Annotated in this window: 17 protein-coding genes; 7 read left to right on the top strand and 10 right to left on the bottom strand. The window is 63.5% G+C overall.

The genetic code is table 11. The features are described from left to right. Positions 1–77: 77 nt before the first annotated feature. The 4 genes from ADJ95_RS02095 to dapE form a co-directional block, all read right to left on the bottom strand. Positions 78–455 carry a twin-arginine translocase TatA/TatE family subunit gene (locus tag ADJ95_RS02095; protein WP_049332091.1) on the bottom strand — a complete coding sequence of 126 codons (378 nt, stop codon included), beginning with the start codon at positions 453–455 and terminating at the stop codon, positions 78–80. 277 nt (positions 456–732) lie between these two features. Continuing rightward, a complete protein-coding gene (locus ADJ95_RS02090; RefSeq protein WP_049332090.1) occupies positions 733–2100 on the bottom strand; it encodes a hypothetical protein in 1368 nt (455 codons plus the stop codon). Continuing rightward, positions 2097–2480 carry a hypothetical protein gene (locus tag ADJ95_RS02085; RefSeq protein ID WP_049332089.1) on the bottom strand — a complete coding sequence of 128 codons (384 nt, stop codon included), beginning with the start codon at positions 2478–2480 and terminating at the stop codon, positions 2097–2099. The genes ADJ95_RS02090 and ADJ95_RS02085 overlap by 4 nt, the downstream gene beginning before the upstream one ends. A gap of 209 nt (positions 2481–2689) precedes the next feature. Then, the gene (gene dapE / locus ADJ95_RS02080; protein WP_049332087.1) at positions 2690–3844 is read right to left on the bottom strand and encodes a succinyl-diaminopimelate desuccinylase; all 1155 of its coding nucleotides are present in this window, start codon (positions 3842–3844) and stop codon (positions 2690–2692) included. A gap of 105 nt (positions 3845–3949) precedes the next feature. On the opposite strand from dapE, the gene dapD reads away from it, so the two are divergent. The 6 genes from dapD to ADJ95_RS02050 all read left to right on the top strand — a co-directional run bounded on the left by dapD (position 3950) and on the right by ADJ95_RS02050 (position 9855). Beyond that, the gene (gene dapD, locus ADJ95_RS02075) at positions 3950–4915 is read left to right on the top strand and encodes a 2,3,4,5-tetrahydropyridine-2,6-dicarboxylate N-succinyltransferase (protein WP_049332085.1); all 966 of its coding nucleotides are present in this window, start codon (positions 3950–3952) and stop codon (positions 4913–4915) included. Positions 4916–5215: 300 nt separating this feature from the next. Then, the gene (gene galE / locus ADJ95_RS02070) at positions 5216–6229 is read left to right on the top strand and encodes a UDP-glucose 4-epimerase GalE (RefSeq protein ID WP_049332196.1); all 1014 of its coding nucleotides are present in this window, start codon (positions 5216–5218) and stop codon (positions 6227–6229) included. Between the two features lie 376 nt (positions 6230–6605). Continuing rightward, on the top strand, positions 6606–7370 hold the full coding sequence (locus ADJ95_RS02065) for an amino acid ABC transporter ATP-binding protein (RefSeq protein WP_049332084.1): 765 nt from the start codon (positions 6606–6608) through the stop codon (positions 7368–7370). 15 nt (positions 7371–7385) lie between these two features. Next, the gene (locus ADJ95_RS02060) at positions 7386–8216 is read left to right on the top strand and encodes a glutamate ABC transporter substrate-binding protein (RefSeq protein WP_049332082.1); all 831 of its coding nucleotides are present in this window, start codon (positions 7386–7388) and stop codon (positions 8214–8216) included. Between the two features lie 20 nt (positions 8217–8236). Continuing rightward, positions 8237–8920: an amino acid ABC transporter permease gene (locus ADJ95_RS02055; protein ID WP_049332080.1), complete on the top strand. Its 684-nt coding sequence runs from the start codon at positions 8237–8239 to the stop codon at positions 8918–8920. After that, positions 8917–9855, top strand: a complete 939-nt coding sequence (locus ADJ95_RS02050; protein ID WP_049332078.1) for an amino acid ABC transporter permease — start codon at positions 8917–8919, stop codon at positions 9853–9855. Before ADJ95_RS02055 ends, ADJ95_RS02050 begins: the two co-directional genes overlap by 4 nt. A 123-nt stretch (positions 9856–9978) precedes the next feature. On the opposite strand, the gene dapC is transcribed toward ADJ95_RS02050, so the two are convergent. From dapC to ADJ95_RS02025, 5 genes are all read right to left on the bottom strand, one after another. Then, complete coding sequence (dapC, locus tag ADJ95_RS02045) at positions 9979–11118, bottom strand: succinyldiaminopimelate transaminase (protein WP_049332076.1); 1140 nt, start codon at positions 11116–11118, stop codon at positions 9979–9981. Between the two features lie 206 nt (positions 11119–11324). Next, positions 11325–11645 carry a ferredoxin gene (gene fdxA / locus ADJ95_RS02040; protein ID WP_049332074.1) on the bottom strand — a complete coding sequence of 107 codons (321 nt, stop codon included), beginning with the start codon at positions 11643–11645 and terminating at the stop codon, positions 11325–11327. Between the two features lie 363 nt (positions 11646–12008). Next, positions 12009–13397 (bottom strand): PIG-L family deacetylase, encoded by a 1389-nt coding sequence (locus ADJ95_RS02035; protein ID WP_049332072.1) that lies wholly within the window; start codon positions 13395–13397, stop codon positions 12009–12011. A 267-nt stretch (positions 13398–13664) separates the two neighbouring features. Further along, a complete protein-coding gene (gene typA / locus ADJ95_RS02030; RefSeq protein ID WP_049332070.1) occupies positions 13665–15575 on the bottom strand; it encodes a translational GTPase TypA in 1911 nt (636 codons plus the stop codon). A gap of 209 nt (positions 15576–15784) precedes the next feature. Further along, positions 15785–16717 carry an NAD(+) diphosphatase gene (locus ADJ95_RS02025; protein WP_049332069.1) on the bottom strand — a complete coding sequence of 311 codons (933 nt, stop codon included), beginning with the start codon at positions 16715–16717 and terminating at the stop codon, positions 15785–15787. A gap of 130 nt (positions 16718–16847) precedes the next feature. Here ADJ95_RS02025 and pgi point away from each other — a divergent pair, with 130 nt between their 5' ends. Next, positions 16848–18524 (top strand): glucose-6-phosphate isomerase, encoded by a 1677-nt coding sequence (pgi, locus tag ADJ95_RS02020; protein ID WP_049332067.1) that lies wholly within the window; start codon positions 16848–16850, stop codon positions 18522–18524. 126 nt (positions 18525–18650) lie between these two features. Here pgi and ADJ95_RS02015 read toward each other — a convergent pair whose 3' ends face one another. Next, positions 18651–19355 carry a peptidase C15 gene (locus ADJ95_RS02015; protein WP_049332065.1) on the bottom strand — a complete coding sequence of 235 codons (705 nt, stop codon included), beginning with the start codon at positions 19353–19355 and terminating at the stop codon, positions 18651–18653. Between the last annotated feature and the right edge of the window lie 3 nt (positions 19356–19358).

Here is a 19358-nt window from a genome sequence, read left to right as displayed (position 1 = left end):
AGAAAGCTGACACTGAAAAGCTGATACAGAAAGAACCCCGCGCCGTGACCGGTGCGGGGTTCTTTCGTTTCAAAATCTTAGGTGGCGTCCACGTCGAAGGGGGCGTACGCGCCTCGCGGGAGGGAGTGGCTCTCAGCCTTCTCCTGCTCCTTCAGCAGCGCCTCCTCGCGGGCCTTCGCCTCGCGCTCGCGCTCGGCGTCGTCCTCGGCGAATGCCTGACGCACAATCACGCGGGGGTCGTACTGGCGGGGGTCGTACTGGCGCCAGTTGATGTCCTCCAGGCCCGTCTCGCCCAGGGCCTCTTTGAAGTCGTCCTTAGCGTCAAAGGCCATGCGGCGCACGGTCTTGACGAACTCGCGAATCTGACGGGCGTATTCGGGCATGCGTTCGGGGCCAATCACCACAAACGTGATGATGGCCAGAATAATCAACTCGGTGCCACTAATACCAAACACAGAATATAGATTATCAGCTCCGGGCCGGTGCCGCCGACCAAAAGGGCCCATACGAACGTGTCTTTAAGCTCTGGACCTGCGGGATGCGCGAGCTAAAGCCCCGCCGAAAGTATTGCGCCCTCGGCTAAGAATGCCACAACAGCGGTTTACGGCAGATAATCTCCACCGCCGGGTAAAACGCTGCGGCTCCTACCGCAGACACGCCCGCCTCCCGAACGCAAAAGACCGCCGGCAGCACACCGGCGGTCCCAAGCACCCGCTGGAAAGAATCAGCGGTTTACGGCGGATAATCTCCACCGCCGGGGAGCTGCTTCCAATGCCACAGCCAGCCCACCCAGCCCCACTGCGCGCACGCGCCCCCAACCAGCAACGCCCAACGGTAAGCCCGCGAACGGCTCAGCGCCGCCGCCACCACGACCAGCGGGAACAGCGGTAGCAGCAGACGGAACGTCGACGACTGCGGGTTGAGGAACAGAATCAGGTAGGCGAAGTAGCAGACGCACCACAGATTCAGCGGGGCCGCCAAAACGCTTCGCGCCACCGGGCTCAGGCACAGCGCGACGAAACCCAGGATCAGCAGAACCAGCAGGATCGGGGCCGCATACCCAAAGTACAGGTACCCCTGTGTCAGCCACGGCTGAATCGGCGCCAGATGCGTGCCTCGCCAGGCCGTCTCCGTGGCGGTGTACGCATCCACGCGGCCCGTAGCCGACCACGCAATCGCGGGCCACACCAGCGCGCACGCGCACACCAGCAGGGCGCTCACCAGCTGCCCCGCACGGCGCACAAACGCCGTGCCAATGCCCATAGCGCGACTCGACCGAACCCAGCAGGCGAACCACCACAGGCCCGCCGCTGCACCCAGCGGAACGCCCACCGGGCGGGAAAGGCAGGCCAGGGCCGCAACCGGCACCAGCCAGCCGTAACGCCCCTTCACGAGGCACAGTAGCGCACCGGCCAGGAACACCAGGTTCAGTGACTCGGCGTAAGGCACCTGAAGCACGGGAGCCACCGGCAGGAACGACACCAGGGCCGTGCCCCACAGGGCCAACGAGGAGGCGGGCTCAGCATCGGCGGAGTCAGATCCGGAACGCGCGAGGCGGGCCGCCTTCACCGAGGCGTCAAAGAGCAGGTAGATGATCCAGGCCGCCGCGAAACCGGCCAACAACGCGACGGTGGCGGCCACCGGGTAGTAGGCGATGCCCGTCAGGCGGCTGATTCCCTGCGAGAGTAGCGGAAAGATGGGGTAAAACGCCCACTGATTCTGCTGGACGACACCCATCGCATTGACCGGCAGCTCGCTCGGGTAACCGTTGAGCGCAATCTGCTCGTACCAGCCGGCATCCCAGGTGCTGATGAAGGAGAGGTAGCTCAGATGCTCACCCCAGGGGCCGCGCAGCTGCTGCTGGCCGACCACGGCGAACACCACGAAGCCCCACACACGCGAAATCCCGTAGATGAGCAGCACCGAAAGCCAGGCCGGCAGGGCGCGCAGACGCTCCCCCACGCGGCGCAGACGCTCGGCGGAGGAGGTGTACATCCATGTCAGGGCCTCGTCGAAGGACTCGGACCGGTTCTGCTCGACGCGGGATGCGGTATGCTCCGCCGGCTCGCTCGATTCGGTGAGCCCGGCGCGTGCGCTCATCGGGCCTCCCCGCTCTGCGGCTTCTCGGCGGAGGATACCGCGGAGGCGCCCGAGGGCTTGTCCACGTGGTGATCCACGAAGTCGTGGGCGCTCAGGGTCCGCTCAACGTTACCGGTATGCGGCACGGCCAGAGGAAGGGGTTCCGGCTCTTCCTGCACGGCCCGGGGGCCCTCGGCGGGCACGGCCTGCGATGCGGGGGCCCTGAAGGGCTTGGCGATGACGTCCAGGTCGTCGACCGTGTCGAAGACTCCCAGGCCGTCACGGCCCACGGCGTTGAAGAACGCTGCGCCGGGCACGGCGCGGTGGCCGCCGAGCGCAATCACCGTGAGCGAGGCGATGACCAGCAGGATCAGGGCGAGCAGAATCAGAAGAATGTTCAACTCTGTCCTCTCGAATAACGTGTATGGATACTCTCCATCTTAGAAGAGAGATGCGTTGTCTCCCCTTCTATGACGCTGTGAGATGCCGGCCGGCCGGGGCGACAACGCGGTGGCCGGCAGGCGGAGGGCTTTGGTCCGGGTTCGCGCACGGGGTTCGCGCACGGGGCCCATGCCGCCGTTCGGCACGCAACCGGGCCGGGAAGCGCCTCCTAGTCCTCGTCGTCGCGGTCGTTGAGTAGCCAGGCGCGCAGGTCCGCGTGGCAGCGGGTCAGCTGGCTGAAGCGTACGTGCTCGTTGTCGGTATGGGCCAGCAGGGCGTCACCGGGACCGAAGTTCACGGCCGGGATTCCGATTTCACTCAGGCGCGCCACGTCCGTCCAACCGTACTTCGGCTGGGGCTCCTGCCCCACCGCCTCAATCAGGGAGGCGGCCAGCGGGGTGTCCAGGCCGGGGCGGGCCGCCGGGGAGAGGTCCACGAAGTCCAGCTCGTACCCGGCGAACACCTCGCGAACGTGAGCGACCGCCTCGTCCAGGGTCTTATCGGGGGCGAAACGATAATTCACGTGCATCGCCGCCGCGTCGGGAATCACGTTGCCGGCCACGCCGCCAGAGATCTGCACCGCGTTCAGGCCCTCGCGGTATTCCAGCCCCTCCACGGCGATGGTCTTCGGCTCGTAGGAGGCGAGCGCCGCCAGCGCGGGCGCCAGGGCGTGGATTGCGTTCTCGCCGCGCCAGGCCCGGCCCGAGTGGGCGGCCAGGCCGCGGGTGCGCACGAAGAAACGCATGGTGCCGTTGCAGCCGCCCTCAATCGTGCCGTTGGTCGGCTCGAGCAGTACGCCGAAGTCGGCGTCGGTGATGAGCTCGCCGTGGTTGCGGATCAGGCGCGCCAGGCCGGAGAGCTCGCTCGCGACCTCCTCGTGGTCGTAGAAGATGTAGGTCAGGTTGTAGTCGGTGTCCCGCGCGGTCAGCTCGGCGGCAAGCTTCAGCTGGACGGCCACGCCACCCTTCATGTCGGTCGCGCCGCGTCCGTAGAGCACGTACTCGCCGTCTTCCTCGCGGACGGTTGCCGGCACGGTGCCGAGGGAACCCTCGACGGTGGGCAGGGGCACGGTGTCCAGGTGACCGGCCAGGATAATGCGGGTGCGTTCCCCCTCTTCACCGGGCATCGGCGGGAATTCGGTGCGGGCGATGATGGCGTCCCCGTCGCGGGTCAGATGCAGGTGCGGGTAGGCCGCGAGCGCCGCGTACACGGCATCGGCCAGGTCCTTCTCGTGGTCGGATACCGATTCGTAGTCGAGCAGGGCGCGGGTCAGCTCGGGCATGGATACGTTCAGGTCCAGGGGTGCGTGGTGATTCACAGTCATCCCTCCACGATACAGGCTGGGGGCGCCCCGCATCCCGGGGCTCGCGCATCTGTTCGTGAGACGAACGCCGACGATCCTGATGCTCGGTGTGCTACAGCCCATATAATGGTGTGCATGTCTGAAAACACTCCCCGTTACGCCTCCGGCGTCGCACTGGTCAATGTTGTTGTCTCTGGCGAGCACGCCGGCACCGTCCTGGATGCCTGGTTCCCCGCCCCCTCCCTCACCCAGACCCCAGACCTGTCCATCGCGGACGAGCTGGAGGAACTGGCCGCTGAGCACCCGGCGCGCAATGCTCGCACCGAGGTGCGCACCGCCTCCATCAACCTGGATGAGGCCCCCGAAGATGCACTCGACGCGTACCTGCGTCTGCACCTGCTCTCCCACACCCTGGTTCGCCCCAACGAGCTGAACCTGGATGGCCTGTTCGGCACCCTCGCGAACGTGGCGTGGACCAACCACGGCCCGGTGCTAGCCGCCGAGTTCCAGAAGCTGGCGATTGGCCTGCGCAAGCTGGGCCACCTGAGCGTGAGCCACATTGATAAGTTCCCGCGCCTGGTGGATTACGTGGTTCCCGCCGGCGTGCGTATTGGCGACGGCGACCGTCTGCGCCTGGGCGCGCACCTGGCCTCCGGAACGACCGTGATGCACGAGGGCTTCGTGAACTTCAACGCCGGTACCCTGGGCACCTCCATGGTTGAGGGCCGTATTTCTCAGGGCGTTGTGGTCGGCGACGGTTCGGATGTGGGTGGCGGCGCCTCCACGATGGGTACCCTCTCCGGTGGCGGCACTCAGCGCGTATCCATTGGTGAGCGTTCCCTGCTGGGCGCGGAGTCCGGTATCGGTATTGCCCTGGGTGATGACTGCGTGGTTGAGGCTGGTCTATACGTGACCGCCGGTTCGCGTGTGAGTGTTCTGCTGCCCGGTCAGGAGGCGCGCGTGGTGAAGGCTGCGGAGCTGTCCGGCGTGTCGAACCTGCTGTTCCGCCGCAATTCGCTGAGCGGCGCGATTGAGGTTCTGCCGCGTGCGAAGAACACCGTGGAGCTGAACGAGGCACTGCACCTGAACTAGTCTGTACCTGAACTAGTCTGGGCCAGCCTGGGCTAATGCCGGCCGCCCCTGCAATCTTTTGGGGTCGGGATGCGTGAAGCATCCCGGCCCCTTTTCTACGTTGTGCGCGGGGCTCGCATCCCATCCTCGATAACTTCACCGTCCGTAGCCCTTTACGTGCCTCCCACATGCTCACACCGGAGTGCACAAGCGCACAGTGCATAAAACCATTCTGTTGCTTCGACCCCTGTACCATTAGATACAGCTCAACAGCACATGCTCCGTCCGGTTCACTCCGGAATTTTTGCTCGAAAGGACATCATGAAGGTACTCGTTACCGGCGGTGCCGGCTACATTGGCTCGCACACCGTACTTGAATTGCTCAAGGCAGGCCACGACGTCGTCGTCATGGATAACCTCTCCAACTCCTCCGAAGAGTCCCTCAAGCGCGTCACCGAGCTGGCCGGCCGCGCTCCCGAGTTCCACAAGGTTGATCTGCTCGACCTGGAGGGTATGAAGGCCCTCTTCAAGCAGGTTCGCCCCGACGCCGTGATTCACTTCGCGGGTCTGAAGGCTGTGGGTGAGTCCGCCGAGAAGCCGCTGTGGTACTACCAGACCAACGTGGCCGGCACCCTGAACCTGCTCTACGCCATGGACGAGGCCGACTGCCACTCCATCGTGTTCTCCTCCTCCGCTACCGTGTACGGTGAGCCCGAATCCATGCCTCTGATCGAGAAGATGAACATGGATGCGCAGTCCTGCTACGGCCGTACCAAGGAGCACATCGAGGACATGCTGGTCGACCTGGCCGCATCCGACTCCAAGTGGAACATTGCTCTGCTGCGCTACTTCAACCCGGTGGGCGCGCACGAGTCCGGCCGTATCGGCGAGGACCCGGCGGGCATCCCGAACAACCTGGTGCCCTTCATCGCCCAGGTTGCAGTGGGTCGCCGCGACCACCTGAACGTCTTCGGCAACGACTACCCGACCGTTGACGGTACCGGCGTGCGCGACTACATCCACGTGGTCGACCTGGCCGACGGCCACCTGAAGGCGCTGGATTACATCACCCAGCACGGCGGCCTGCACACCTGGAACCTGGGTACCGGCAACGGCTACTCGGTTCTGCAGGTTCTGCACGCCTTCGAGGAGGCGTGCGGCAAGGAGCTGCCGTACAAGATTGTGGATCGTCGCCCCGGTGACGTTGCGGTCTCGTACGCCGATCCCTCCTCCGCCCTGGCTGACCTGGGTTGGAGCGCTACCCGTGATATCAAGACCATGGTTCGCGACCACTGGAACTGGCAGAAGAATAACCCCAACGGTTACGAAGCCTAAGCAGTTTTAGCCCCTCCTGCTGGGGTGTTGAAGGATGCCCGATAGGTGTTGTCTCACCTATCGGGCACTTTTCTGCGCTTTTTTCGAAATTTTTACCAAGTCGTGACTACCTCCCCAAAGGCGTTTGACACCTCGTGAGTGAGTAGAGATAGGGAAGAATATATTCCCTAGTCAGAGCCTTGTGTGAAGATGGGGTGTTTTTTACCCATATTTTTACGTCAAAAATACTATAACTATGCATTCATGCTTAAAAATTCACATTGCTTACACAGTAAAGTGAATATTTTGCAGACAGGAAACCGCATGAGGCGTAAGCTGAAAACTCAGCATACAGACAACCCGCATCATAGACGCACCTCACGTGAAAGGGTTCATCATGTCCGCACAGGCAGCTCCCGAAGCGCAGAAAAACCTCATCGAAATCGCCAACGTCAACAAGTACTACGGCACCAACCACGTTCTGAAGAACATCAATCTTTCCGTGGGAAAAGGTGAGGTCGTCGTCCTCCTCGGCCCCTCCGGATCCGGCAAATCCACCCTCTGCCGAACCATCAACCGCCTCGAAACTATCACCAGCGGATCCATCACCATTGACGGACAAGAACTACCCGAAGAAGGCCGAGCCCTCGCCAAGCTCCGCGCGGAAGTCGGCATGGTCTTCCAGTCCTACAACCTCTTCGCGCACAAGAACATCCTCGATAACGTAACCCTTGGACCCCGCCGAATCCGCAAGATCTCCAAGTCGGAGGCAGAAGCGGAGGCCATGAAGCTACTCGCAAAGGTCGGCGTGGATTCCCAGGTGCACAAGATGCCCGCAGAGCTTTCCGGCGGTCAGCAGCAGCGCGTCGCCATCGCCCGCGCACTCGCCATGAGACCTAAGGTCATGCTCTTCGACGAACCCACCAGCGCGCTCGACCCCGAAATGGTCAACGAGGTGCTCGACACCATGGTCTCCCTCGCGAGGGAGGGTATGACCATGATCGTGGTGACCCACGAAATGGGTTTTGCCCGCAAGGCAGCAGACCGCATCGTCTTCCTGGCCGACGGCGAGATCGTCGAAGAGGCGCACCCGGACGAGTTCTTCACCAACCCGAAGAGCGACCGCGCCAAGGACTTCCTCTCCAAGATCATCAACCACTAAAGCAGAGGGACCAACATGCAAAAATATTCACGCAAGCTCGCGGCACTCGCCGCAGCAGCATCCCTCGCTCTGACCGGCGTCCTCGCCGGATGCTCCAGCGCAGAAAGCGACCACAAGATCCGCATCGGCATCAAAGTAGACCAGCCCGGCCTCGGTTACCAGGACGGCAACACCTACACCGGTTTCGACGTGGAGGTGGCGCGCTACGTCGCCGGTAAGCTCGGCTACTCCGAAGAGCAGATTGAGTTCGTCGAATCCCCCGCCGCTAACCGCGAAAACATGCTCAATACCGGTCAGGTAGACATGATCTTTGCGACCTACTCTATCTCTGATAGCCGTAAGAAGACCGTGGACTTCGCCGGCCCCTACTACACCGCGGGCCAGGACCTGCTCGTGCGTGCCGATAACACCGATATTCACGGCCCCGACGACCTCAACGGCAAGAACCTCTGCTCCGTGACCGGCTCCACCAGCGCCAAGAAGGTCCAGGACAAGTTCGCCAAGAACGTGAACCTGGTCAAGCAGAATAGCTACTCCGACTGCGTGGTCGCCCTCAACGGCGGCGTGGTGGACGCCGTCACCACCGACGACATAACCCTCGCCGGTCTGGCAGCCACCAAAGCGAACAAGGGCAAGCTGAAAGTGGTCGGCTCCCCCTTCACGACCGAACGCTACGGCGTGGGCCTGCCCAAGGGCACCGACAAGTGCGAAGCCGTGAACAACGCCATCAACGAGATGGTTGCCGACGGTACCTGGGAGAAGCTCATCACCAAGTACACCGAAGGCACAGGCTACCACTACAACACCGAAACCAACCCGCCGCACCTGGGCACCTCCTGCGCCTAGGCCTCTAGAGAGGTTCACGAATGTCATTCTTTGACCAACTCGGCACCCTCCTGTCCAAGTACGATGTGGTCGGCGCCTTCATGACCAATATTGAGCTGACCTTCTGGGCGGCCATTGGCTCGTTCGTTCTCGGTACCGTGCTGGCGCTCATGCGCATCAGCCCCGTCCCGTCCCTGCGATGGGTGGGCACCGCCTACGTGCATACTGTCCGTAATACTCCGCTCACCATCATGATGACTTTCGCCATTTTGGGTGTGTGGACGCAGTTCCAGCTCTCCTTCTCACACGATTTCGACACGAACTTCTTCGTGTACGCGGTCATTGCCCTGTCGATTTACCATTCAGCGTTTATCTGCGAGGCGATCCGTTCGGGTGTGAACACCGTGCCGAAGGGTCAGGCTGAGGCGGCACGCGCTATCGGTCTGGGTTTCTTCGACACCGCCCGCCTGGTGATTTTCCCTCAGGCTCTACGCGGTGCCATTACCCCGCTCGGCAATACTCTGATTGCGTTGACGAAGAACAGCACTGTCGCCTCGGTCGCGTCGGTGGCTGAGGCCTCCGGGCTGATGAAATCCATGATTGAGTTCGACGCGAACATGGTGCTCGCTATCTTCATCATGTTTGCGATGGGCTTCGTCATCATTGTTGTTCCCATTGGTGCGTTGACCACCTGGTCATCCCGTAAGCTGGCGGTGAAGCGATGAAAAACCCTTTTATCAGTAATGACACCCGCGCCGCTTCTTCGGTGCTTTTCGATGAGCCGGGTCCTATTGCGCAGCGTCGTATCCGCATCTTCAACATTGCTGCGGTAGTCCTTTTCGCGCTATTTGCGGTGTATGTGCTGACCGTGATGGGTGAGAAGGGCCAGATGGAGCCGGAGAAGTGGACTGATCTGTTCACCGCCCGCGCCTGGAGCTCCTACTACCTGCCGGGCCTCGCCTCGACCCTGTCGGCGGCAGCGGTTTCGGTGGTTACCTCGGTTGCGTTCGGTGTGGTCTTCGGTATTGCTCGACTCTCCCAGTACCGCGTTATCCGCTGGTTCGGCACCGTGGTCGTGGAGTTCTTCCGCGCCGTGCCCGTGCTGATCATGATGATCTTCTTCTGGCTGTTCTTGGGCAAGTACAGCGGTCTTCCGCCTGCTCAGCTGCCCTTCATCGCCGTGGTCATTGGTCTGACCCTGTACAACGGTTCGGTGATTGCTGAGCTGCTGCGCTCGGGCGTGAAGCAGCTTCCTCGCGGTCAGGGCGAGGCGGGTCTTGCGATTGGTCTGACCCCGACCCAAACGCTGATTCGGATCCTGCTTCCGCAGGCGTTCACCGCAATGATGCCCTCGATGCTCAGCCAGTTCGTGGTGATTCTGAAGGATACCGCCCTGGGTTACATCATCTCCTACCCGGAGCTGCTCGCCTCGGCGCGCCGCATCGGTTCCGGTGACGGCAACGTACTGCAGACCCTGATTCTGGCGGCGGCACTCTTCGTGACGGTGAACTTCGTGCTGACGGCTGTAGCAACCGGCATTACGGACAAGCTGGCGTCGCGCACCTCCGCGAAGGTGACCCGAAACCTGATTCCGGACGCTCTGGATAACCCGAACCCGCCGACCGTTCAGATGTTCGTGCTCCCCGGCGACCGCAAGTAGGCACGGCCGAGGTACAGCAAAGCCCCCGCACTCCCCTTTCGGGAGGGTGCGGGGGCTTCTCTGCTATGCAGGTTAGGTCCCCGGCGAGAGGCTCGGTAACGCCGCGCGGATGGGCCGGCCAGTCTACTTAGCCGCGGAGGCCTTCAGACGCTCGGCGGCCTTGGCCACGGCCTCGTCGGAGGCGGTCAGGGCGATGCGCACGTAGCCCTCGCCGTCCTCGCCGTAGAACACGCCGGGTCCGGCAATGATGCCCAGCTCGGCCAGGCGGCCGATGGAGTCCCAGGTGGACTCGCCGAAGGTGGTCCACAGGTACAGGCCCGCCTCGGAGCCCTCGATGCGTCCGCCGGCGGCGGTTATGGCGTCCTCCAGCACCTCGCGGCGGGCACGGTAGCGGTCCTTCTGCGCCGCAACGTGCGCCTCATCGCCCAGGGCGGCAATCATGGCGGCCTGCACGGGCGCGGGCACGATCATGCCGGCGTGCTTGCGGCTGTTGATAATGTTCGGCATGAGCTCGGGGGCGCCGGCCACGAAGGCGGCGCGGTAGCCGGCCAGGTTCGACTGCTTGGACAGCGAGTAGACGGCCAGCAGGCCGGTGAAGTCGCCGTCGCACACTCGCGAATCCAGGATGGAGGGCACAGGCTTACCGCCGCGGGCCTCGTCCCAGGCGCCCCAGCCGAGCTCCGCGTAGCACTCGTCAGAGGCCACCACGGCACCGATTTCGCGGGCCTGCGCGACGATTTCGCGCAGCTGCTCCACGGTGCGGACCGTGCCGTTCGGGTTGGCCGGGGAGTTCACCCAGATCAGCTTCACGCGGCTGCGGGTGTCGGCGTCCAGCTCGCCCAGGCTGTCGGCGGGCACGGATTCGGCGCGGGCGAAGCGGGCACCCATATCGTAGGTGGGGTAGGCGATGCGCGGGTACACGACCACGTCGCCGGGGCCCAGGCCCAGCAGGAAGGGCAGCCAGGCTACGAGCTCCTTCGAGCCGATCGTGGGCATGATGGCCTGCGGGTCCAGGCCCTTCACGCCGCGGCGGCGCTCAAACCATTCGGCGATGGCCTCGCGCAGGGCGGGGGTGCCGTGGGTGGTCGGGTAGCCGTGGGCGTCGGATGCCTCGGCGAGCGCGTTGCGGATGAGCTCGGGGGTGGGGTCCACGGGGGTGCCGATGGACAGGTCCACCGGGCCGCCGGGGTGAGCCGCGGCGGTGGCGCGGTAGGGGGCGAGCGCCTCCCAGGGGTATTCGGGCAGGTTCAGGCCGTAAGTCATTGTGTCACCTGGTCGCTTGGGGATTTTTCGTCACTTCAGTCTATCGCCCGGGCTTCGGGGCTGACTAGAGGAAGAGCCCCCATCCCAGCGCCTAGACAGTTTGTCCAGGGGCACACCGCGTGCGGTGCGCATCGGCCGGGGTGGGGGCTCGTGCATCCGGTCACTCGCGCAATTACTCTGCGGGCGCGGATGCTTCAGGTATGGGGCTAGTTGCTCTGCGGGGGCAGTGCCGCGATGAAAGGCACGTCCTTGCCGGTGGGGCCGAGCTTTGCGGCGCCACCGGGGGAACCCAGGTCGTCGAAGAAGTCGGCGTTGGCGCTCACGTATTCGCTCCACTCTTCGGGAACGTCGTCTTCGTAGTAGATGGCCTCGACGGGGCAGACGGGCTCGCAGGCGCCGCAGTCCACGCACTCGTCGGGGTGGATGTACAGGGTGCGGTCACCTTCGTAGATGCAGTCCACGGGGCATTCTTCAACGCAGGCGCGGTCTTTGACGTCCACGCAGGGAAGCGCGATAACGTAGGTCATGGGTCGGTGCCTTTCTCGATGCTGTGCGCCCTGTGCCCGCCGGTCTGCGGGTCGCCTTCTCCAGGGCAGGGTCTGCAGAGTAAACCGCCGAGCGTGTGGTGCTCGGCGGGGAAGTCTTTGTATAGTCTATCGCGCGCTCGGTGTTTTATCGTATTTTCGTGGTGTATTAGACAGCGAACGGCGGCGGGCGGGGGCCTATTTTTTAGGCAAGCCTGCCCTGCCGCCGTTCATTATTTCACCTAGTCAGTGAATTATAAAAATACCCAAATTATATAAATGAAATCTTCGTCACATTAATTTGTGGGTGGGCACAACCTTTTTCCCACCGAGGAAAAACACGCAATAACGCATACTTTTTCTTCGCTATTTATCCCGGCCCTCGGCCTTGGCACGCGCACGCTGATGCGCCGAACGGGCCGAGAAGTAGCGCGCATCCTTCACCCGGTTGCGCGTGTACGCGAACATACCCAGCATCGCCGCCACCGGCGCGCCGAACCACCACAGCGCACCGTACAGGCCGATGGCCGAGTGCCCCGGGTTCACGAGCACGAAGGGCGAATCCGGGCGGCCGTAGGCCAGCCAGTACACGGTCACGAAGGCCACGCCGCCCACGATGGCCGCCGTCATGCCGCGGCGCAGGGCGAGCGCGCTCCACAGGGAGGCGAAGAAAATCGTCAGGTAGGCGATAAGCAAGCCCACGGGCAGGGCAACATCGCCTGCGTACACAACCCAAGCGTGGTAGATGGAACCGGCGACGGCCGCCACGGTGCCCAGAATCACGCCGGTCAGCACCGTGGAGACGAGCCCCGCCTCCTGCGGCTTCGGGTTGACCGTGCGGGTGGGGTCGCCGTCGAGCACGCGGTAGGTCTCAACGGCAGAAATCTTCTGCGGCACCTTATTCGAGTACTCGAAGGTCTTATCGTCCAGCACCGTAATCTGGGTGCGGTGCGCCTCCATAGCCTTTCGCTTGGCGGTGCCGTCGCCAAAGATAGCGGCCTGCACGCGGGTGTCCTCGGGGTTGTACTCGCCCTCAATGCCCCAGGTAAGCAGCGGTCGGTCCTCGTCATCCCCCAGAATCTCCAGGGCACGCTTCACGATTTGGTGCACGCGCACGTGGTCGGGATGACCGTAGCCGCCGTCGGCGTCGTAGGTGACCAGCACATCCGGCTGGATCTCGTGAATTGCGGCGACCAGGGCCTGCGCCTGCGGTTCGAGGGGCTGGGCGGTCAGCGAGGCATCGCTCGAGACGGGGTTGGCGATGGGCTTACCGTTCGGGCCCCAGGCCATGCCGGAGTCGCGGTAGAGGGCCGGCACGCCCTCGGCGGTGGCCGGCTCCTGACCGAGGAAGAGGTGGCGGTGCACGCCCAGAGCCTCGAGAGCACCGTTCAGCTCGCCCACGCGGTACTCCCCCAGCGCTTCGCCGTTGTCGGTGCATCCGGGCTTACCGACCTCCAGGTGCTGTAGCTGCTGCGGGATGACCTCGCCCAGCTCACCGCGGGTTGCGGTGATGAGGTACACCTCGGCGCCCTTCTGGGCGTAGTGGGCCATCGTCGCGCCGGTCGAGGAGGTCTCGTCGTCGGGGTGCGCATGCACGAAGAGGATGCGCGCCTGCTCCGAATCGTAGTTTGTGGGCAGCAGGTCGCGCTTGGCCCCGGATGCGATGCGCTCACCCTGCGTGGGGTAACTGGGGGTCGCGGCTTCCTGCGGCTTCTGCTGCTCGGCTTCCTGCGGGCTGTTGTCGGATGCGGACACGGGAATTCCCTCTCATAACGCACGGACTGGGATGTGCCTCTGGGGCTCACGCCTCACCCCGCGCGCAGGGCGTCTGCGGGGGTGCACGCTGTCTCAGCACACGGTCTTATCTTACACGGCGGCGGGGGTAGGCTCACCTCAGTATTGAGCGGTCCCGGTTTCGCTCCCCGACCTGCCCGAATACGCCGAGCCGCCGCCCTCTTCCTTCCGGAAGGTGGCGGCGGCTCTTCGAAACGCTACGGCCCGATGGTCGTATCGTCAGCGCAATTAGTTGGCGCGGGCGCGGCGGCGGAACTCGCGCACACGCTCGTTGGAGTCAAGGATGACCTTGCGGATACGGATGGCCTCGGGGGTCACCTCAACGCACTCGTCCTCGCGGGCGAATTCGAGGGACTCCTCGAGGGTCAGCTTCTTCGGCGGGGTCAGATTTTCGAAGTTGTCCGCGGTCGAAGAACGCATGTTGGTCAGCTTCTTTTCCTTGGTGATGTTCACTTCCATGTCGTCGGCACGGGAGTTCATACCCACGATCATGCCCTCGTACACCTCGGAGGTGGGCTCCACGAAGAAGGTGCCGCGCTCCTGCAGGTTGATCATCGCGTAGGGGGTCACCACGCCGGCGCGGTCAGCAATCAGCGAACCGTTGGTGCGGTACTCAATCTCGCCGGCCCAGGGCTCGGGTTCAATCGAGTACGAGGAGGAAATGCCGGCACCGCGGGTCTCGGTCAGGAACTGGGTGCGGAAGCCGATCAGGCCACGGGCGGGAACGGCGAACTCCATACGGACCCAACCGGTACCGTGGTTTGCCATGTTCTCCATGCGGCCCTTACGAGATGCCATCAGCTGGGTGACGGCGCCCAGGTACTCCTCGGGCACGTCAATAATCATGTGCTCCATGGGCTCATACACCTTGCCGTCGATGGTCTTGGTGACCACCTGGGGCTTACCCACGGTCAGCTCGAAGCCCTCGCGGCGCATCTGCTCCACAAGGATTGCCAGGGCGAGCTCGCCACGGCCCTGAACCTCCCAGGCATCCGGACGCTGGGTGGGCAGAACCTTGATGGACACGTTACCGATGAGCTCGCGGTCCAGGCGGTCCTTCACCTGACGCGCGGTGACCTTTGCGCCCTTGACGCGGCCGGCCAGCGGGGAGGTGTTGATACCGATGGTCATGGAGATCGCGGGGTCGTCCACCTTGATTAGCGGCAGGGGCTTGGGGTTCTCGGCGTCGGTCAGGGTCTCACCGATGGTGATGTCCTCGATACCCGCAACCGCGACAATCTCGCCGGGGCCGGCGGACTCGGCGGGAACGCGGTCCAGCGCCTTGGTGGCCAGCAGCTCGGAGATACGGACGTTCTTGATCTCGCCGTCGTGGCGTGCCCAGGCGACGGTCTGGCCCTTCTTCAGGGTGCCGTTGAAGATACGGACCAGTGCCAGACGGCCCAGGAACGGGGAGGAGTCCAGGTTGGTCACGTGTGCCTGCAGAACCTCGTTGGGGTCGTAGGTGGGGGCGGGCACGTGCTCGATGATGGTCTTGAACAGCGGCTCGAGATCGTCGTTGTCGGGCAGCTGGCCGTCAGCGGGCTGGTTCAGGGAGGCGGCGCCGGCCTTACCGGAGGCGTACACGACCGGAACGTTCAGCACGGCGTCCAGGTCCAGGTCGGGGACCTCCTCGGCCAGGTCGGAGGCCAGGCCCAGCAGCAGGTCCATGGACTCGCTCACGACCTCGTCGATACGGGAGTCGGGGCGGTCCACCTTGTTGACCACGAGGATCACGGGAAGCTTGGCGGCCAGTGCCTTACGCAGCACGAAGCGGGTCTGGGGCAGCGGGCCCTCGGAGGCGTCCACAAGCAGCACAACGCCGTCAACCATGGACAGGCCGCGCTCCACCTCGCCACCGAAGTCGGCGTGGCCGGGGGTGTCGACCACGTTGATGGTGATGGTCTCGCCGTTAGCAGAGGGGCCGTTGTAGAACACAGTGGTGTTCTTCGCCAGAATGGTAATGCCCTTTTCGCGTTCGAGGTCGCCGGAGTCCATGACTCGGTCTTCAACATCTGCGTGGTCAGAGAAGGCGTGGGTCTGCTGCAGCATCGCGTCGACGATGGTGGTCTTGCCGTGGTCAACGTGTGCCACGATGGCCACATTGCGAAGGTCGGGGCGCGAAGCGGTGTTTTCAGACATGCGTTAAGTTTCTCGCTTAAATCTAGGGGATAGTCTTGCCAGCGGGTGCGCTCTAGAAGGCGCGGGGGTCACGGGGGCAGTACCTTCAGATAGGTATCTGGGGGTGTTTGCCGGTTTGAGCGTTTGCCGACGGAGCCACTCTAAAGTGAGAGCGTTTCCGGGCACGCCAAAACGGACCCCCTCCGTTGGGCTTAGCTACCAGTGTATCACTAGGGCTTTTCCGCGAGCCACTCATCAATCATGCGGCGGGCGACAGCGTTCGTGCCGGGTAGCTCCAGCTTGGCGGGGTCGTCCTCGTTGCTGTTGCCGCGCTCCTCCGAAATAGCAATCGCCTCACGCAGCTCGGCGGCGGTGAACCAGCGTGCGGCACGGATTTCTCCGTCATGATGGGTGATGGTCTCATTCTCATCCACGCGCACCCGGTAGCAAATCATGAGCGAACGCGGGAAAGGCCACACATCGCTCACACGGTACTCGGTGCTGAGGGCGTGCAAGCCGATTTCCTCATAGACCTCACGGGCGATTGCTTCCTCGAGGTTTTCGCCAGGGTCAACGAATCCGGCGATGAGGGCGAAGCGGTTGGGGTGCCACTGGCGGTTATTCGCCAACAGCACGCGCTCGCCGTCGCGGCTGGTCACCAGCGCCATCACGGCGGGTTCGATACGGGGAAACACCATTTCGCCCGAGGCGGTGCGGCGGATTCCCTTCGAGCCGAGGGGCGCCTCCTCGCCGCTGTAGGCGGAGTAGCGCATCTCGATCAGGTAGTCGCGGCGTGCCAGGGCGGTGGCGTAGTGGGCGCGGCCTTCCGGGTCCTCGTGGACCGGGTAGTAGAGGAAGTCGCTATCTGAAACGTGTACACCGGGGATGCTCAGCTCTGCGGCAAACTGCGCGAGGGTTTCATCCTCGCAGTAGAGCACGTGCACCTCTGCCCCACTATTCTTCTGGGCGTCAGCACCGTAGGCGGCGGGGCGGATTACGCTGCGCGCAAGGATCGCGTCTTCGGTCAGCGGCTCGGCAGCATCGTGACCGGTCAGGTAGTGCACGGTTCCGTCAGCGGTGAGGAGGGTTTCTCCTGCGCGAGAAACGAGCAGGTAGCGTGGCGCGTGAGTATCAGCGGGCGTGTGTTCAGGTGAAGAAGTCATGGGGTTTACTCTACATCTTGATACTGCAAGGCCCACAATGACGTGCCAGGTTTCGATTTTTTTCGCCGTATCGTCCCATATCACCTTCGAAAGAGGTGACATAGGCACCCGAAAATAAGAGAATGGAACCATGACTACTTCTATTGACCCCACGACCACCTCTGCCTGGTCGGCTCTGTCCGCTCACCACAAGGCTCTCACCCCGAACCTGCGCGAGTGGTTTGCCGCTGACCCGGAACGCGCGCAGAAGCTCAGCTTCACCGCCGACGAACTGCACGTCGACCTGTCCAAGAACCTGATTACCTCCGAAACCCTTGAGCTGCTGCTCAAGCTCGCCGAAGAGGTCAAGCTGGAGCAGGCTCGCGAGGCCATGTTCTCCGGTAAGCACATTAACGTCACCGAGGACCGCGCCGTGCTGCACACCGCCCTGCGCCGCCCCGAGGGCTACTCCCCCGCCCTGACCGTCGACGGCCAGGACGTAGACGCAGACGTGCACGCCGTACTGAAGAAGATTTACGCCTTCGCCGATCGTGTGCGCAACGGCGAGTGGACCGGCGTGACCGGCAAGCGCATCGAGACCGTGGTGAACATCGGTATCGGTGGCTCCGACCTGGGCCCGGTCATGGTGTACGAGGCTCTCAAGCCCTACGCAGACGCAGGCATCACCGCCCGCTTCATCTCCAACATTGACCCGACCGACGTGGCCGAGAAGGTCTCCGACCTGGACCCCGAGACCACCCTGTTCATCGTCGCCTCCAAGACCTTCGGCACCCTGGAGACCCTGACCAACGCGCGTGTGGCACGCGAGTGGCTGCTTTCCGCACTGGCTGAGGCTGGCGCGCTGGAAGGTAAGGAAGCTTCCGAGGCTGTGGCTAAGCACTTCGTGGCTGTCTCCACCGCGCTCGATAAGGTTGCCGCATTCGGCATCGACCCCGAGAACGCTTTCGGCTTCTGGGACTGGGTTGGCGGCCGCTACTCCGTAGACTCCGCTATCGGCACCTCCCTGGCTATCGTTTTCGGCCCGAAGGTTTTTGCTGAATTCCTCGCAGGCTTCCACGCAATGGATGAGCACTTCCGCACCGCTCCCCTGGCTCAGAACGTGCCCGTTCTGATGGGTCTGCTGAACATCTGGAACGTGAACTTCCTGGGTGCTGAGACCCACGCAGTTCTGCCCTATGACCAGTACCTGCACCGCTTCCCCGCATACCTGCAGCAGCTGACCATGGAGTCCAACGGCAAGTCCGTTCGCGCGGACGGCTCCTTCGTCAACTACGCAACCGGTGAAGTGTTCTGGGGCGAGCCCGGCACCAACGGCCAGCACGCTTTCTACCAGCTGATCCATCAGGGTACCCGCCTGATTCCCGCGGACTTCCTGGCCTTCGCTAACCCGGTCCACCCGACCAAGGACGGCGAGCAGGACGTTCACGAGCTGTTCCTGGCTAACTTCTTCGCGCAGTCTCAGGCTCTCGCATTCGGTAAGACCGAGGAAGAGGTTCGTGCAGAGGGCACCGCAGAGCACGTGGTCAATGCACGTATCTTCAGCGGTAACCGCCCCTCCACCTCCATCATGGCGCCGCGCCTGACCCCGCGTGTTCTGGGCTCCCTGATTGCCCTGTACGAGCACATCACCTTCGTTCAGGGTGTTGTGTGGGGCATCGATTCCTTCGACCAGTGGGGTGTTGAGCTGGGCAAGAAGCTGGCCCTGGACCTGGTTCCCGCTATCGAGGGTGACCGCGAGGTTCTGGAGCGTCAGGATTCTTCGACCGCTTCGCTGATCGACTACTACCTGAAGAACCGCACCAAGTAGTAGCTCAAACTTACGCTCGAGGGTTTTATAACCTGCGGGCGTAAGATGCACAAACCGCCGGATAGGCTCCCACGTCGGGAGGCTATCCGGCGGTTTTGTTGTATCTTCTAGCTCAATACCGTGTTGCTAGTCCACCGCGGGCAGGGTGTCCGAGGCAATCTCGGCGATAATGCGCACCACGGTGGACTCGGGCAGGTACGGCACGCCCTGCTCGTCGCGAACCACGCCACCGGCGTCGCGGTGGGCGGTCAGCTCCACACCCTCGGTCGCCTCTTCACCGTCGGCATCCTCTTCACCATCAGCACAGATTGCGGGCACGTGCACGAATCCGGCGGGGATACTCAGCCCCAGTTCGCGACTGATGCGCTGGCCCTCGTAGAACACGTGGTTGCACACGTAGGTTCCGGCGGTGTACGAGATCTCGACGGGTTCCCCCGCCGCGCGCAGGCGCTCAAAGCTGGCGCGTACCGGCAGGGAGGAGAAGTACGCCTCCCGGCCGTCCGGAACAATCGGCTCGTCGCAGCGTCGGTCGCCGTCGTTATCCTCAATGCCCGCGGAGTCCAGATTGATGGCGACCTGCTCGAGGCTCACCACATCGCGGCCGACCGCCACGCCCAAGCTGATGAGCGCATCGGGCTGCACCTCCTGCAGGGCGGCGCGCAGTGCGGCGCTGGATCCGTCGTAGCTGACGGGCAGCTCGCGGGCCACGACGCGCAGGTCCGGGCGGGCGGTATTCAGCGCCCGCACGGCGCCTTCCGCGAGCGCCACGGTGGGGTTGACGGGCACGCCGGGGAACGGTCCGAAGTAGGTCAGTAGCAGGGTATTGGCCATGGC

This window comes from Rothia mucilaginosa (genome assembly GCF_001061665.1).
Taxonomy (GTDB): Bacteria; Actinomycetota; Actinomycetes; order Actinomycetales; family Micrococcaceae; genus Rothia; species Rothia mucilaginosa_A.
Note: the sequence above shows the minus strand (reverse complement) of the source record. Positions and strands in the feature narration are given on the sequence as shown.

What these genes read in the sequence shown, in the direction of transcription:
- ADJ95_RS02090 (WP_049332090.1), bottom strand. Translation starts at nt 2,100, where the DNA reads ATGAGCGCACGCGCCGGGCTCACCGAATCGAGCGAGCCGGCGGAGCAT.
- dapE (WP_049332087.1), bottom strand. Translation starts at nt 3,844, where the DNA reads ATGACTGTGAATCACCACGCACCCCTGGACCTGAACGTATCCATGCCC.
- dapD (WP_049332085.1), top strand. Translation starts at nt 3,950, where the DNA reads ATGGTGTGCATGTCTGAAAACACTCCCCGTTACGCCTCCGGCGTCGCA.
- galE (WP_049332196.1), top strand. Translation starts at nt 5,216, where the DNA reads ATGAAGGTACTCGTTACCGGCGGTGCCGGCTACATTGGCTCGCACACC.
- ADJ95_RS02065 (WP_049332084.1), top strand. Translation starts at nt 6,606, where the DNA reads ATGTCCGCACAGGCAGCTCCCGAAGCGCAGAAAAACCTCATCGAAATC.
- ADJ95_RS02060 (WP_049332082.1), top strand. Translation starts at nt 7,386, where the DNA reads ATGCAAAAATATTCACGCAAGCTCGCGGCACTCGCCGCAGCAGCATCC.
- ADJ95_RS02055 (WP_049332080.1), top strand. Translation starts at nt 8,237, where the DNA reads ATGTCATTCTTTGACCAACTCGGCACCCTCCTGTCCAAGTACGATGTG.
- ADJ95_RS02050 (WP_049332078.1), top strand. Translation starts at nt 8,917, where the DNA reads ATGAAAAACCCTTTTATCAGTAATGACACCCGCGCCGCTTCTTCGGTG.
- dapC (WP_049332076.1), bottom strand. Translation starts at nt 11,118, where the DNA reads ATGACTTACGGCCTGAACCTGCCCGAATACCCCTGGGAGGCGCTCGCC.
- fdxA (WP_049332074.1), bottom strand. Translation starts at nt 11,645, where the DNA reads ATGACCTACGTTATCGCGCTTCCCTGCGTGGACGTCAAAGACCGCGCC.
- typA (WP_049332070.1), bottom strand. Translation starts at nt 15,575, where the DNA reads ATGTCTGAAAACACCGCTTCGCGCCCCGACCTTCGCAATGTGGCCATC.
- ADJ95_RS02025 (WP_049332069.1), bottom strand. Translation starts at nt 16,717, where the DNA reads ATGACTTCTTCACCTGAACACACGCCCGCTGATACTCACGCGCCACGC.
- pgi (WP_049332067.1), top strand. Translation starts at nt 16,848, where the DNA reads ATGACTACTTCTATTGACCCCACGACCACCTCTGCCTGGTCGGCTCTG.
- ADJ95_RS02015 (WP_049332065.1), bottom strand. Translation starts at nt 19,355, where the DNA reads ATGGCCAATACCCTGCTACTGACCTACTTCGGACCGTTCCCCGGCGTG.